Below are 13,833 nucleotides of genomic sequence, written 5' to 3'. Positions count from 1 at the left end.
TGTGGGAGGGGGCAAACCCCCTCCCACATTTTTGACCGCGTTTACGTACGCATCCCGCGCCCACTCACCAGCAACCGTGCACAACCGATATACAGCACCACGGTGGCAATCAACATGAACGTGATCGCCACGCTGATCTTGATATCCGACACACCCAAAATGCCGTAGCGGAAGGCGTTGACCATGTGCAGCACCGGGTTGGCCAGCGACACGGTCTGCCAGAACGGCGGCAGCAAGGTGATGGAGTAGAACACCCCGCCCAGGTAGGTCAGCGGCGTGAGCACGAAGGTCGGGATGATCGAGATATCATCGAAGTTGCGCGCAAACACCGCGTTGATGAAGCCCAGCAGCGAGAAGATCGTCGCCGTCAGTACCACCACCAGGATGGTGACCCCAAGGTGATGCACCTGCAGGTGGGTGAAGAACAGCGACAGCAAAGTCACGATCACGCCGACCATCAGGCCCCGCAGCACACCGCCCAGGGTGTAGCCGATCAGGATGGTATGGGGCGACACCGGCGACACCATCAGTTCCTCGATGGAACGCTGGAACTTGCTGCCGAAGAAACTCGAGACCACGTTGCCGTAGGAGTTGGTGATCACCGACATCATGATCAGGCCCGGCACGATGTACTCCATGTAGGTGAAGCCACCCATGTCGCCGATCTGCCGGCCGATCAGGTTCCCGAAGATCACGAAGTACAGGACCATAGTGATCGCCGGCGGCAGCAGGGTCTGCGGCCAGATCCGGGTAAAGCGCTTCACTTCGCGGTAGACGATGGTTTGCAGTGCGACAAGGTTGGGTTGCAGTTCGGAACTCATACCGCCACCTTCGTCAGATTTTTCTCCACCAGGGACACGAACAGCTCCTCAAGGCGATTGGTTTTATTCCGCAGGCTCAGTACTTCGATGTTCTGGGTCGCCAACTGCGTGAACAACGCGGTGATGCCCACGGCCTTGTCCACCTGCACTTCCAGGGTGTGGCTGTCCACCAGGCGGCTCGGGTAGCCGAGCAACTGTGGCGCCACCGACAGGTTGTTCTTCAGGTCAAGCAAGAAGGTCTCCACATGCAACTGGCCCAGCAGGTTGCGCATGCTGGTGTTCTCGACGATGGTGCCGTGGTCGATGATGCCAATGTTGCGGCACAGTTGCTCAGCCTCTTCCAGGTAATGGGTGGTGAGGATGATGGTGATGCCCTTCTCGTTCAGCTCGGTGAGGAAGGTCCACATCGAGCGGCGCAGCTCGATGTCCACGCCCGCGGTGGGCTCATCGAGGATCAGCAGGCGCGGTTCATGCACCAGTGCGCGGGCGATCATCAGGCGACGCTTCATGCCACCGGAAAGTGAACGCGAAGGCACATCGCGCTTGTCCCACAGGCCCAGTTGGGTCAGGTACTGCTCGGCGCGTTCCTTGGCGATTTTCGCCGGGATGCCGTAGTAGCCCGCCTGGGTCACCACGATATCGAAGGTCTTTTCGAACTGGTTGAAGTTGAATTCCTGGGGCACCACGCCGATGGAGCGCTTGAGCGCCGCCGGGGATTTGTCCAGGTCGTGGCCGAAGATATTCACCGTGCCGCTGGTCTTGTTGACCAGGGTGGAGAGGATACCGATGGTGGTGGATTTGCCGGCACCGTTGGGGCCGAGCAAGGCGAAGAAGTCACCTTCGGCAACGTCCAGATCGATACCACTCAGGGCCTGGAAACCGTTGCCGTAGGTTTTGGTTAGCTGCCGGATGGACAGAGCGGAACTCATATCGGAATACGCACCAAAGAAGGGAATAGAAAGAGTAGATGGGGGCGCAGCCCAGGTAGTTCAACGGCGGCGCATGACAAGCATGGTGCTTGTCCGCGCCGCACAAGTACAGTCACCCGTATTAATAGTGGGTATTAAGTCAACGCGGTCATGACCGCTTTGCGGTAGGCCGGGCGTTGCTGCAGGCGCTGGTACCATGCCTCGAGATGGGGCATCGCAGGCCGTTCGATAGGCATTTCAAACCAGGCGTAAATAAAGCTGCCCAACGGAATATCGCCCATGCCGATCTCGTTGCCCGACAGATACGGCTGTGTGGCCAGGGCTTGATCAACGGTTTGGAGTACATCGATGCAGGCCTGGCGACCGGCGTGGATGTTGTCCCAGTTCTGTTTTTCCGCCGGGGTGCGCAACACGCCCCAGAACACGATCTTGAACGGTTCGGCGAAGGTGGAGGTGGTCCAGTCCATCCACTTTTCCGCATTGGCGCGAGCCTTCAGGTCGCTCGGGTACCAGCTGGAGGCCTGCCTGGCGCAGAGGTAGCGCACGATGGTGTTGGACTCCCACAGCACAAAGTCGCCGTCCTCGATCATCGGCACCCGACCGTTGGGGTTCAGCGCGCGGTACTGCGGCGTGTCGACCACGCCAAAAGCCCCGCCCGCATCAATTGCTTCATAGTCCAGGCCGAGTTCCTCGGCGCACCACAGTGCCTTCCTGACGTTTGATGAATTTTTACGACCCCAGATCTTCAGCATGACCGCGCCTTTATTGTTGATGAACATGGCTTGATGAAGGCAGCAGCATACGCCGGTTCACGCGCGGCTCAAATCGCTCTGCATATCACCCAGCAGGGGCGGCATTTCCTCGGCAAACAGGTGGGGGTAACACTGCTGGATATGCGCGAAGAAAAACGCCTCGGGCACGTCGGGAAATTGCCCATGGTCGACCACATACTCCATCGAGCGCAGGCCCTGGCGGTTGAACGCATGGAAGACGCTGTCGTGAATTCCATCGAAGTCCAGCGGCGGCACATCGAAGAGATCGCACAGCTGCTGGTTGAATGCGGGCGTGGCCTTGACCCAGCGATGGTTCAGGTAAAGCTCGGTGTAACCGTGCATGGCGAACACATCACTCTTGAGCAAGGCGATCAGGCGCGGTGTCGACAGGTGATTGCGTACATCCGCCAGGCCGATGCGCGCCGGGATGCCGCAGTGTCGGGCGCAAGCTGCGAGCAAGGTGGCCTTGGGCACGCAATAGCTTTCGCCGGTGCTCAACGCGAAGCTGGCACTCAAGGTGTCTGGATCACGGCTGAAGGTGTAGGGGTTGTAGCGAATCGCCTCACGCACGGCGTAGTAAAGGCTGACTGCCTGGTCACTTGGAGCCGCGTGGGTTCCGCGATGTTTTTCGGCGAACTCCACCACCGCAGGGTGGTCACTATCGATGAAGCGGCTGGGACTCAGGTACGTATCCATGAGCTTTATCTCCGAAGGAAGCCTGGAGTCTAACCACAGGTCTGCCGGGGAGATAACGACGAATCGGCCAAATCTCGTTACACCCTGATCACCCCGCTTGTTCGGATGCCGACTAAGCTCCCTGGTGGTTTCGCCCCTGGTTTCACGGAGGATTGAATATGCTGTTGTTGTGGATACTGGTGCTGGTGGTCGGCATTGCCTACCTCGCACACCGCCGCGTCGCCCCCCTGCCCGCCCTGGGCGTGGTCGCCGTCTACCTGCTGGCGATGGGCGCCTGGGGCCACGCACCGGGTTGGCTGCTGCTGGTCTTCTGGGTGCTGATCGCCGTGGTGGCCGCGCCCCTGCTGTTGCCTGACCTGCGCCGCCAATACTTCACCAAGCCACTGTTCAATTGGTTCCAGAAAGTCCTGCCGCCGATGTCCGAGACCGAGCGCGACGCCATCGACGCCGGCACTGTGTGGTGGGACGGCGAGCTGTTCAGCGGTCGCCCCGACTGGGACAAGTTGCTGGCCTATCCCAAGGCCCGACTGACCGAAGAAGAACAGGCCTTCATCGACGGCCCCACCGAAGAACTGTGCGCCATGGTCAGCGACTGGGAAATCGGCCAGGCCATGGACCTGCCGCCCGCCGCCTGGGAACACATCAAGACCCACGGTTTCTTCGCCTTGATCATTCCCAAGGAATACGGTGGCAAGGGATTCTCCGCCTATGCCCACTCCCAGGTCGCAATGAAGCTCGCCACCCGCAGCGGCGACCTGGCCTCCACCGTGATGGTGCCCAACTCCCTCGGCCCGGCCGAGCTGCTGTTGCACTATGGCACCGAAGAACAACGCAACTACTACCTGCCGCGCCTGGCGCGTGGCGATGATATCCCGTGCTTCGCGTTGACTGGCCCGCTGGCCGGCTCCGATGCTGGCGCGATGCCCGACACCGGCGTGATCTGCAAAGGTGAATGGGAAGGCAAGGAAACCCTCGGCCTGCGCCTGAACTGGGAAAAACGCTACATCACCCTTGGCCCGGTTGCGACCTTGCTCGGGCTGGCCTTCAAGGCCCATGACCCGGATCACCTGCTGGGTGACGAGGAAGACCTGGGCATCAGCCTGGCGCTGATCCCCACTGACACCCCAGGCGTGGAAATCGGCCGGCGCCACCTGCCCCTGGGCGCCGCGTTCATGAACGGTCCCAACTCCGGCAAGGACGTGTTCATACCCCTGGAGTTCCTGATCGGCGGCCAGGAAATGCTCGGCAAGGGCTGGATGATGTTGATGAACTGCCTCTCCGTGGGTCGTTCGATTTCCCTGCCGGCGGTCGGCACCGGCGCGGCCAAGTTCACCAGCCTGGTGACCGGCCAGTACGCCCAGGTGCGCGAACAATTCAACGTGCCACTGTCGGCCTTCGAAGGTATCCAGGAAGCCCTCGCCCGCATCGGCGGCAACGCCTGGCTGATGGACAGCGCGCGCATGCTGACCGCCAATGCGGTGGACCTGGGGGAAAAACCGTCGGTACTGTCGGCGATCCTCAAGTACCACCTCACCGAGCGCGGCCGCGAGTGCATCAGCCACGCCATGGACGTGCACGGCGGCAAGGGCATCATCATGGGCCCGAACAACTACCTGGGCCGCAACTGGCAAGGCGCGCCGATCTTCATCACCGTGGAAGGCGCGAATATTCTGTCGCGCAACCTGATGATCTTCGGCCAGGGCGCGATCCGCTGCCACCCATTCGTGCTCAAGGAAATGGCCCTGGCCGGTCGCGAAGACCATGACCAGGCGCTGAAGGAATTCGACGGCCTGCTGATGCAACACATCGGTTTTGCCGTGAGCAACGCCGCCAGCACCCTGGTGCTCAACCTCGGCGTCGGCCATTTCGAAAAAGCGCCAGGCAACCGTTTGAGCCAGGGTTATTTCCGCGCACTCAACCGCCAGGCCGCCGCGTTCGCACTGCTGGCCGACCTGAGCATGATGCTGCTGGGTGGCGAGTTGAAGCGTCGTGAACGCCTGTCGGCGCGCCTGGGTGATGTGTTGAGTCATATGTACCTGGCGTCGGCCGCACTGAAGCGTTACCACGACCTGGATTCGCCGGATCACCTGGAACCGCTGTTCGCCTGGGCCATGGAAGAAAGTCTGGGCGAATCGGAGCGCGCACTGGATGAGCTGCTGAGCAACTTCCCGAACAAGGTGCTGGGCTGCCTGCTGCGGGTGATCGTGTTCCCGTTCGGGCGTCGCCATACCGGGCCGTCCGATGCGCTGGACGCCGAAGTGGCCGCGGTGATCGGCCGCGCCAAAGGCGATCCGACCCTGGAAGAGTTGCTGGCCGGCTGCTACCGCCCGCAATCGGCGGAAGACCCGGTGGGTGCCCTGCAACATGCCTACGACCTGCTGGGCGCCAGCCATCCGCTGCAAAAGAAACTGCACACCGCGCTCAAGAGCGGCCAGATCAGACCTGCTGCCGGCGAGCATGCCATTGATGCGGCATTGCACGCCGGCGTGCTGCAACCCGCCGAAGCGCAGACCCTGCGTGACGCTGAAGCAGCGCGGCGCAAGGTGATCGACGTGGATGACTTCAGCAAGGAAGAGTTGACCCAGGCTGAGGGTAAAGTCCGCTGAGTCGAGTGGTCATATAAAAACGGGCGCGAGGGGCATATACTCTCGCGCCCGTTTTTGCTTTAGAGGACTTATCTCGTGTCCAACGTCGTTGCCGATCATCTCGTCTTGCTCGACCACTTGCGCAGCATCCTGGTTGCCGTCGGCGAAGCCGAACAGGTGCCCGAGGAAAGCCATTCCCTGTTCCTGGAGCGCTTCGACGAACTGCGCGCCCTGCTGCCAATCGACCCGATCGAAAGCCAGTACCTGGGCCAGGACCTGATGAGCCAGGTCATCCTGCGCTACCCACAGATCGCCCACCTGGTGCCACGCGACCTGCTGTGGTTCTTTGGCGGTGACTGCCTGCACTTCATGCCCGATGAAGAACTGGACCTGTACCAGGCCCTGGAAGAGCGCCGCTTCGAAGCCGAACAGAACGACGAACCGTTCGACTGGAACCAGGAAAAACAGCTGCTGGCCATGCCCGACGACCAAAGCAAGCACTGATCAGCGATCCGGAATGGGCCGTCGCAATGTCGGCTCCTTCGCCATGCACTCCACTAGATAATCAATAAACACCCGCAACTTCGGCGGAAGATAGCGCGTGGGCGAATGCAGCAACCACGCCTCGCCATGATAGGACGCGATAAAGTCCCACGCCGGCAACACCTGCACCAAACGCCCCTCCTCCAGCGCATGGCGCGCCGTAAAGTACGGCAGGCTGCCAATCCCCACATGCTGCAACACCGCATCCAACCGCACCCCGGTGTGGTTCGCCGCATACCGCCCGCGCACCACCACCGTCACCGCCTTGCCCGCCTGGCGGAATTTCCAGCGCGAGTCCCCTGGCGTTTCCCCCAGGTAGATACAGCTGTGTTCCAACAGATCATGGGGATGGCCCGGCACTCCATGCTCGGCCAGGTACTGCGGCGTCGCGCACAACAAATGCTCGATGGGCAGTAACTGCCGGCCAACCAACCCCGGCGGCGGGCTGTCGGTGATGCGGATGCTCAGGTCGACATTGTCATCAATCATGTCCACCTGCCGATCCTCCAGGAGCAACTGCACGTCGACCTTGGGATAGCGCCGCAGGAACTCCGGCATATGCGGGTGCACCACAAACCGCCCCACCGCCTTGGGCACGCTGACCCGCACCAGCCCTTCAGCTTCGTGGGTGAACTGGCCGCTGATCTCCATCACCGAACGCGCCGCGTTGACCATCTCCTGGCAACGCTTGAACACCTCTTCCCCGCCCTCGCTCAGACGCAATTTGCGCGTGGTGCGTTGCAACAAACGCGTGGCCAGGGCCTTTTCCAGGCGCGAGATGCTGCGGCTCACCGAGGACGGCGAAGCGCCCAGTTGCCGGGCGGCTTCGGAGAAGCTGCCGGTTTCCACCACTTTGACGAAGATCGCCATCTCGCCCAGCAGTGGCAACGGTAGATTGATGCTCATGGTGCACAGGTCCATTGATAATTGAGCGGATTATCACCCATCTGCGCACTATTTATACTGCCCGCAGAACCCTGATGCGGATGTAGATCATGACCGAACGCCTGTTTTTCACCCACGACCACCTGACTGCCGAACTGGAGGTGCTGAGTTGCACGCCCCACGAAGACCAGTTCGCGGTGATCCTGCAGTCGACGATTTTTCATCCACAGGGCGGCGGGCAACCTTTCGATACCGGTTGGCTCGGTGAAAGCAGCGTGCTGCGCGTGACCCAGGAAGCCGATCATGTGGTGCATTACGTCGACCGCCCGCTGGCGCCGGGCCCCGCCACCGCACGGGTCGATGAACAGCGCCGGGCGTTGCACACCCGTCTGCATTCCGCCGGGCACTTGATCGGCAACGTGGGCGAGACCCTGGGCTGGATGCCCATCAAGGCTCATCACTGGCCAGGCGAAGGCAAGATCACCTTTATCCGTGGTGAAGCCGCGCAGAGCATGGACGCCGAGACGATCCAGCAACAGGTCAACCAATGGATCGCCGCGGACTACCCGCGCCATATGAACCTGGAAGACGGTACCCGCCAGGTCGGCTTTGGCCAGTTGCCTGCGTATGCCTGTGGGGGTACTCATGTGCAGACCTTGGGTGAACTGGGTCGGGTCACCATCCTGGCGTTATCGGAGAAAAAGGGCGCGTTGTCGGTACGCTACGAAATCACCTGAACCAGCCGCATTCACCCTTGTGGCGAGCGGGCCTGTTGTGGCAAGCCCGCTCACCACAGAAAATCGGCTTGTCAGAACAAACTTCCCTACACCTCAACCGCCCCCGCCCGCCCCGACTCCACCACAAACGACTTCAGCGTCGACACCCTGGCCGCCGGATCACGCGGGTCGGTAATCACGCGCAAGTGCGTGAGCATCCTGCCCGCCTCCACCTCCACCGACACATACCCCCGCTGGCGACTGTCAAAGAATTTCACATGAGGGTTAAGCGGCAGGATCTTGCTGAACGCCTCAAATGGCGGCCCGTCGGACGTCACCGACGTACCGACGAACTCCGTGGCGACCACAGGCGAATCCGGGTTGTTGCCATCGGCATGCAAGTCCGTCACCCAGAACGAATGGATATCGCCGCCCCAGAACACCGGATTGTTGACCCGGTTGCGCTCGAGGGAAGCCAGCATCCGCGAACGATTGGCCATGTAGCCATCCCAGCCATCGGTCCAGCGCCCCGGCTTGTGGTTGGTCAGGTCGCGCTGGGTCAACGGCGCCACCAGCAAGTCCTGGGCGATGATGTCCCACTGTGCCTTCGATTGGGCAAAGCCCCGGTCCAGCCAGGCCTCCTGCTGCCAGCCGAGCAGGGTGCGGGCAGGGTCGCGCAAGTCGTGGCAGAGGTTATCGGCGATATGCCCCTGGTGGCTGCCATTGGCCAGGACGCACGGTTGTTCGGAGCGATACTGTCGGCCGTCCAGCACGTGGAAACGGGCCAACCGGCCGTAATCCATACGCCGATAAATGCGCATGTCCGGCCCTTTCGGCAAGCTGCTGGCACGCAGCGGCATGTGCTCATAAAAGGCCTGGTACGCCGCCGCCCGTTGCTGTAGAAACTGCCCCACCGGGATCTTCGGGTCCTGGGACCAGCGATTGGCGTAATCATTCTGCACTTCGTGATCGTCCCAGGTCGCCACGCTCGGTGCAGCAGCGTGAAGGGCCTGTAGATCAGGATCGGTTTTGTACAAGGCATAGCGGTTGCGGTAGTCGCTGAGGCTCACCGCGTTGCCGCTGCCATGGGGACGAATGATCTTGCCCGAGTCCGCTGCGTAGGAACTGTCGTAGATATAGTCCCCGAGAAAAAACACCAGGTCGGGTTGCTCCTGCGCCAGGTGGCGATACGCACTGAAATAGCCACGCTCCCAATGGGAGCACGAGACAAACCCCAAGCGTGCCGACACCATGGCATGCACCGCCGGTGCCGTGCGCGACTGCCCCACCGGACTTTGCGCGCCGAGCCCTTCGAACTGGTACCAGTACGACCTGCCCGGCTCCAGGCCCGCCACCTCCACATGCACCGAATGCCCCCAGCGCTCGCTGGCCATGACCTCGCCCTGGCGCACCACGCGGGTCATCGCCGCATCGTGGGCAACCCGCCAACGCACCGGCACCGGGCGGCTCAAGCCACCCCGGCCATCGCCAGCATTGAACAGCGGCGCCAGGCGCGTCCAGATCACAAACCCGTCAGGCAATGGATCGCCGGAGGCCACGCCCAAAGTGAACGGGTAGTCCACCCCGGCACTGCGCGCAAACGGGCTGAGGATCGAAAAGGTGGTGGCAACGGCCAGCCCGGCGAGGACCCGCCGCCGACCGTGATCGACGTCGCCGCTCACGGCCGAAACTCCCAATCCTCACGCAGGGTGGCGAACACCAGCATGTCTTCATGCACCCCATTCTTGAGGAACGCCCCGCGCAGGCAGCCTTCGTACTGCAGACCGATTTTCTCCATGACCCGCGCCGATTCCTTGTTGCGACTGAAACACTGGCTGCCCACACGGTGCAGGCCCAGTTCGCCAAAGCCGTAGTCCATCAGCGCGGTCGCCGCCTCGGTCGCATACCCCAGGTTACGTGCATCCGCCGCCGTCCAGCCGCCAAGGTGCCCATAGTGATGAGCCGCATTGATGCGCAGGCTGGCGATGCCGATCAGTTCGCCGCTGTCGCGCACATGCACGCCCAGGCTCAACAACCCCACCGAGCGAAATTTCTCCTGCATGCCGTCGATAAAATCCTGCGCCGTTTGCAGGGTATAGGGCGACGGAATGCTCGCCGTGTTATCGGCGATCTTCGGCCCGTTGGCGAGGGTGCACAACGTCTCGGCCTGGTGCTTTTCCAGTGCTTTCAATAGAAGTCGCGGAGTTGAAAGACATGGCAATTCGCTACTCATCTTTGGGGGCCCTCGATGTAAAGTTTTTGAGAATGCCCCTGTCGGGTTTCAATTCTGTTACGTCACAAAAATGACCCAAGAGTCGCCTGTAATACCCGTCCTAGAGGCCTCAAAACGTCAATTAAAGTTAACCAATCGGTCATTTTTGGTTGTTAGCGTGTCGCCCCTAATTCAATAACGGGGTAGCGGAATGAGAACCTGGGACGAACCGAAAAAACGCAAGGCGCACATCGAACTGATCCCGATGATCGACGTGATGATGTTCCTCCTGGTGTTTTTCGTACTCGTGAGCCTGAACGTGATTCCGGCCCTCGGCATGAAGACCCAACTGCCGAGCGCCAGCAGTTCGCAGCAGCTCAAGCCGCAGAACAAATTCATCCTGACCCTGGGCCTGGAAGGCCAGTTGCAACTGGATGGCAAGGACCTCACGGTCGATGGGCTGGTGCCGGCGTTGAAAGCGGCCGAAAAGCCTGACACCAAGTCGACCATCATCGTGAACAGCGACAAAGGCGTCGAGGTTTCGCGCCTGGTGGAGGTGATGGACACCCTGCGTCTGGGTGGCTTTACCTCCGTGTCCATTGCCACGCGTAAGTCCTGATCATGTACGTATTGTTTCGTGCGCGTCAGCTGCTGGGCAGCGTCCCGGCCCTGATCGCTCTGGTGCTGATTGCACTGGGTATCCAGTCCCAGACCTTGAAGGTCGAACCGGTGTATGACGAGTCCGCCGTCGAGTTGGCGCTGGTCGAACCGGAGCCGGAGGTGATCCCGGAACCGGTGGTGGAACAAGAGCCGCCACCGCCGGTGATCGAGGATGAAGAGGCCGAGCCGGCCCCGCCGCCGCCGCCGCCCAAGCCGCTGCCAAAACCCAAGCCTGAGCCCAAACCCAAGCCCGTGCCCAAACCCGTGGTGGCCAAGCCAACGCCTGCGCCGACGCCGCCACCGGTCGCCGCCAAACCGGCGCCTGCGGCCGTGGCCCAGGCCGCGCCGACACCCGCGCCGCCCGCCCCTCCCAAGGTCGACGGCCAAGCGCTGGAAGGCAGTTACCTCAAGGGGCTGCGCAACGAGTTGGACACCTACAAACAGTACCCCACCGGGCGCCAGGCCTCCCTCGAACGCCCGAGCGGCGAAGTGGTGGTCTGGTTGCTGGTCGACCGCCAGGGTCGGGTTCTCGACTCCGGCTTGCAAACCCAGGCCTCGAGCATGTTGCTCAACCGGGCCGCCACCAACAGCTTGCGTCGCATCAAGCAAGTCAAGCCGTTCCCCGAGCAAGCCTTCGGGGGCCGCAATGAGCAGCGCTTCACCGCCACCTTCAACTACAGCGTGCAATAAGCACCCGACACCAGGACGACAGAGATGAGGTTCACACGGATTCATCTGGCACTTGTTGCCGCAAGCATGGGCCATGGAATGGTCATGGCCGATACCAGTGACAGTGACGTCGGGACCATTGGGGTTCAGGGCAAGGCCACGGCAGGTGGCGGCTACATGGTGCAGGAAGAAAGCATCAAGGGCCGCTCCACCGTGACCAAGGAAGCGCTGGATAAACAGACCGCCACCGGCAACGCCGTGGACAAGCTCAAGTACACCCCGGGCTTGAACATTTCCAGCGAAGACAACACCGGTCTGTCGGGCTTTCGCTTTACCATGCGCGGCCTCAACTCCGACCAGGTGGGGATGTCGGTGGACGGCATGCCGATCAACGACTCCGGCAACTACGCGTTGTACTCCAACCTGCTGGGCGACCCGGAAAACATCGAGCAGATCTTCGTCACCCAGGGCTCTTCGGAAGCCGACGGCCCGCACATCGGCTCCAGCGGCGGCAACATCGGTATCGTGACCATTCGCCCGACCAAGGAAACCGGTGCGTTCGTCAAACAGATCATGGGCAGCAACGCCACCCGCAAGACCTTTGCCCGCCTCAACACCGGCGAGATCAACGGCCTGAGCAACTGGCTGTCGGCCTCCCATACCGAAGGCCAGATGTGGCGCGGTTCGGGTGCCGTGCGCGCGGACAAAGTCGAGTGGAACAGCTTCTTCGACGCCGGCGATGGCAACACCGCCAACCTGATCCTCAAATACCACGAGCAGGACAACAACAGTTACAGCCAACTGACCAAGGCCCAGTTCCAGCAGAACGGCCGCAAATACGACCCTTACCCCGCCACCCCCACCGTGGGCAGCAACGGCAAGTACAACAGCTACTACGCCCTGGCGCAGAACCCGTTCCAGACGTTTACCGCGGTGCTCAACACCCAGTTCAAACTGGCCGACAACCTCGCGCTGTCGGTGATCCCGTATTACTACTGGGGTAACGGCAGCGGCGTCGGCTCGTCCAGCTATGCCCTGAACCGCGGCTCGAACCAGGGCGGCGTGTTCGACCTGGGCAACCTGCCCACCGGCGCTCAATACAACGCCGACGGCACCCCGAACAGCGGCGTGTACTATCGCCCTTCACGCACCCAGACCTGGCGTCCGGGCATCACCACCAAGCTTAACTGGGACCTGGGCGATCACAGCCTGCAAGTGGGCTACTGGTACGAGCGCGCACGCCAGAGCCAGACCCAGCCGTTCATTCCGCTCAAGGCCAGTGGCAAGCCGGTCGACACCTGGCCGGACGCTAACGAGGCGGTGGTGGATGCCAATGGCAACACCATCCAGGGTCGCGACCGCTTCACCATCACCCCGGCGCAGAAGGTCTGGGCCCAGGACACCTGGTACATCAACTCGGACTGGACCCTGATCGGCGGCCTGGCCTATATGAACGTCAAGCGTGACGGCACCAACCATGGCAGCCTCACCGAGCAAGCAGAAAAACGTAACCAGACCTACAACAAACTGCTGCCCAACGCCGGCCTCAAATACCAGGTGGATGAACGCGACCAGGTGTTCTACAGCCTGTCGCGCAACATGCGCATCCCGCAGAACTACGTGCTGTACGACAAGGGCGCAGGCTCCATCGACGCCAAGCCGGAAACCAGCTGGAACCACGAACTGGGCTGGCGCTACACCGATGAAGACATGACCGTGGCCGCCACCTTGTTCTACATGCAGTTCAAGGATCGCCAGGTGTCGTCGCGCGATATCAACGGCGACTTCGCCGACATCAACGCCGGCTCCGTCAACAACAGCGGCCTGGAACTGGAGTGGAGCGGCCTGTTGCCCAATCACTTCAACTACTACACCTCCTACACCTACACCAAGGCCGAGCAGCAAGACGACTTGACCGTGTACAACGCTGGCAAAGCGATCGTACTGCCCACCAGCGGCAAGCAGTTCGCCAACGTGCCGAAAAACATGCTGGCCGCCAACATCGGCTACGACGACGGCCGCTTCTACGGCACCTTCGGCGGCAAGTACACCAGCAAGCTCTACGGCGATTTGACCAACGACGAAGCCATCTCCGGGCGCACCGTATTCAACGCCGGCGCCGGTATCTACCTGCCGGTGGACAAGAAAGTGGTCAAGGACGCGACGCTGCGCCTGAACGTCGACAACCTGTTCGACAAGAAGTACCTGGACGGCGTGTACACCACCAAGACCAACGCGGCCACCTACGGCGGTTTCCGTGACGGCGACCCGGCCTACATCGTGGGCCTGGAACGCACCGTGACGGTTTCCCTGGAAGCCAATTTCTAATTGCGAGGTAAGTGAA

At 61.6% G+C, this 13,833-nt stretch carries 13 protein-coding genes; 6 read left to right on the top strand and 7 right to left on the bottom strand.

Annotation, left to right across the window (positions count from 1 at the left end):
* Positions 1-41: 41 nt before the first annotated feature.
* The 4 genes from BM110_RS26610 to BM110_RS26595 all read right to left on the bottom strand — a co-directional run bounded on the left by BM110_RS26610 (position 42) and on the right by BM110_RS26595 (position 3,219).
* Positions 42-821 carry an ABC transporter permease gene (locus BM110_RS26610; protein WP_025858807.1) on the bottom strand — a complete coding sequence of 260 codons (780 nt, stop codon included), beginning with the start codon at positions 819-821 and terminating at the stop codon, positions 42-44.
* The gene (locus BM110_RS26605) at positions 818-1,750 is read right to left on the bottom strand and encodes an ABC transporter ATP-binding protein (protein ID WP_058427204.1); all 933 of its coding nucleotides are present in this window, start codon (positions 1,748-1,750) and stop codon (positions 818-820) included. Before BM110_RS26605 ends, BM110_RS26610 begins: the two co-directional genes overlap by 4 nt.
* Positions 1,751-1,884: 134 nt before the next feature.
* Entirely contained in the window at positions 1,885-2,502 is a 618-nt protein-coding gene (locus tag BM110_RS26600) for a glutathione S-transferase family protein (protein ID WP_058427209.1), read from the bottom strand.
* Positions 2,503-2,559: 57 nt separating this feature from the next.
* Entirely contained in the window at positions 2,560-3,219 is a 660-nt protein-coding gene (locus BM110_RS26595) for a transglutaminase-like domain-containing protein (protein WP_093514444.1), read from the bottom strand.
* 158 nt (positions 3,220-3,377) lie between these two features.
* Between BM110_RS26595 and BM110_RS26590 the strand changes: the two genes are divergently transcribed.
* Together BM110_RS26590 and BM110_RS26585 are read left to right on the top strand one after the other, a co-directional pair.
* Positions 3,378-5,825: an acyl-CoA dehydrogenase gene (locus BM110_RS26590; protein WP_093514443.1), complete on the top strand. Its 2,448-nt coding sequence runs from the start codon at positions 3,378-3,380 to the stop codon at positions 5,823-5,825.
* Positions 5,826-5,900: 75 nt separating this feature from the next.
* Positions 5,901-6,308 (top strand): PA2817 family protein, encoded by a 408-nt coding sequence (locus BM110_RS26585; protein ID WP_010211653.1) that lies wholly within the window; start codon positions 5,901-5,903, stop codon positions 6,306-6,308.
* On the opposite strand, the gene BM110_RS26580 is transcribed toward BM110_RS26585, so the two are convergent.
* The gene (locus tag BM110_RS26580) at positions 6,309-7,253 is read right to left on the bottom strand and encodes a LysR family transcriptional regulator (RefSeq protein WP_092247960.1); all 945 of its coding nucleotides are present in this window, start codon (positions 7,251-7,253) and stop codon (positions 6,309-6,311) included. It lies immediately after the preceding gene.
* 89 nt (positions 7,254-7,342) lie between these two features.
* Between BM110_RS26580 and BM110_RS26575 the strand changes: the two genes are divergently transcribed.
* The gene (locus BM110_RS26575; RefSeq protein WP_093123064.1) at positions 7,343-7,969 is read left to right on the top strand and encodes an alanyl-tRNA editing protein; all 627 of its coding nucleotides are present in this window, start codon (positions 7,343-7,345) and stop codon (positions 7,967-7,969) included.
* 86 nt (positions 7,970-8,055) lie between these two features.
* On the opposite strand, the gene BM110_RS26570 is transcribed toward BM110_RS26575, so the two are convergent.
* A complete protein-coding gene (locus BM110_RS26570) occupies positions 8,056-9,630 on the bottom strand; it encodes an alkaline phosphatase D family protein (RefSeq protein WP_093514442.1) in 1,575 nt (524 codons plus the stop codon).
* Positions 9,627-10,181 (bottom strand): GNAT family N-acetyltransferase, encoded by a 555-nt coding sequence (locus BM110_RS26565; protein WP_092247951.1) that lies wholly within the window; start codon positions 10,179-10,181, stop codon positions 9,627-9,629. Before BM110_RS26565 ends, BM110_RS26570 begins: the two co-directional genes overlap by 4 nt.
* Positions 10,182-10,371: 190 nt before the next feature.
* Here BM110_RS26565 and BM110_RS26560 point away from each other — a divergent pair, with 190 nt between their 5' ends.
* The 3 genes from BM110_RS26560 to BM110_RS26550 are packed head-to-tail and all read left to right on the top strand — an operon-like array spanning position 10,372 to position 13,817.
* Entirely contained in the window at positions 10,372-10,779 is a 408-nt protein-coding gene (locus tag BM110_RS26560) for an ExbD/TolR family protein (protein WP_071492239.1), read from the top strand.
* Positions 10,780-10,781: 2 nt separating this feature from the next.
* Complete coding sequence (locus tag BM110_RS26555; protein WP_093514441.1) at positions 10,782-11,510, top strand: energy transducer TonB family protein; 729 nt, start codon at positions 10,782-10,784, stop codon at positions 11,508-11,510.
* Between the two features lie 24 nt (positions 11,511-11,534).
* Complete coding sequence (locus BM110_RS26550) at positions 11,535-13,817, top strand: TonB-dependent receptor (RefSeq protein WP_093514440.1); 2,283 nt, start codon at positions 11,535-11,537, stop codon at positions 13,815-13,817.
* Positions 13,818-13,833 lie beyond the last annotated feature (16 nt).

The sequence above is a fragment of the Pseudomonas sp. NFPP28 genome (assembly GCF_900115535.1).
Classification (GTDB): Bacteria; Pseudomonadota; Gammaproteobacteria; order Pseudomonadales; family Pseudomonadaceae; genus Aquipseudomonas; species Aquipseudomonas extremorientalis.
The sequence above is the reverse complement of the archived record's forward strand: the minus strand, read 5'-3'. Positions and strand labels throughout refer to the sequence as shown.

Bases quoted from the DNA above. Each gene is read 5' to 3' on its own strand.
- BM110_RS26610 (WP_025858807.1), bottom strand. From the start codon at position 821: ATGAGTTCCGAACTGCAACCCAACCTTGTCGCACTGCAAACCATCGTC.
- BM110_RS26605 (WP_058427204.1), bottom strand. From the start codon at position 1,750: ATGAGTTCCGCTCTGTCCATCCGGCAGCTAACCAAAACCTACGGCAAC.
- BM110_RS26600 (WP_058427209.1), bottom strand. From the start codon at position 2,502: ATGCTGAAGATCTGGGGTCGTAAAAATTCATCAAACGTCAGGAAGGCA.
- BM110_RS26595 (WP_093514444.1), bottom strand. From the start codon at position 3,219: ATGGATACGTACCTGAGTCCCAGCCGCTTCATCGATAGTGACCACCCT.
- BM110_RS26590 (WP_093514443.1), top strand. From the start codon at position 3,378: ATGCTGTTGTTGTGGATACTGGTGCTGGTGGTCGGCATTGCCTACCTC.
- BM110_RS26580 (WP_092247960.1), bottom strand. From the start codon at position 7,253: ATGAGCATCAATCTACCGTTGCCACTGCTGGGCGAGATGGCGATCTTC.
- BM110_RS26575 (WP_093123064.1), top strand. From the start codon at position 7,343: ATGACCGAACGCCTGTTTTTCACCCACGACCACCTGACTGCCGAACTG.
- BM110_RS26565 (WP_092247951.1), bottom strand. From the start codon at position 10,181: ATGAGTAGCGAATTGCCATGTCTTTCAACTCCGCGACTTCTATTGAAA.
- BM110_RS26560 (WP_071492239.1), top strand. From the start codon at position 10,372: ATGAGAACCTGGGACGAACCGAAAAAACGCAAGGCGCACATCGAACTG.
- BM110_RS26555 (WP_093514441.1), top strand. From the start codon at position 10,782: ATGTACGTATTGTTTCGTGCGCGTCAGCTGCTGGGCAGCGTCCCGGCC.
- BM110_RS26550 (WP_093514440.1), top strand. From the start codon at position 11,535: ATGAGGTTCACACGGATTCATCTGGCACTTGTTGCCGCAAGCATGGGC.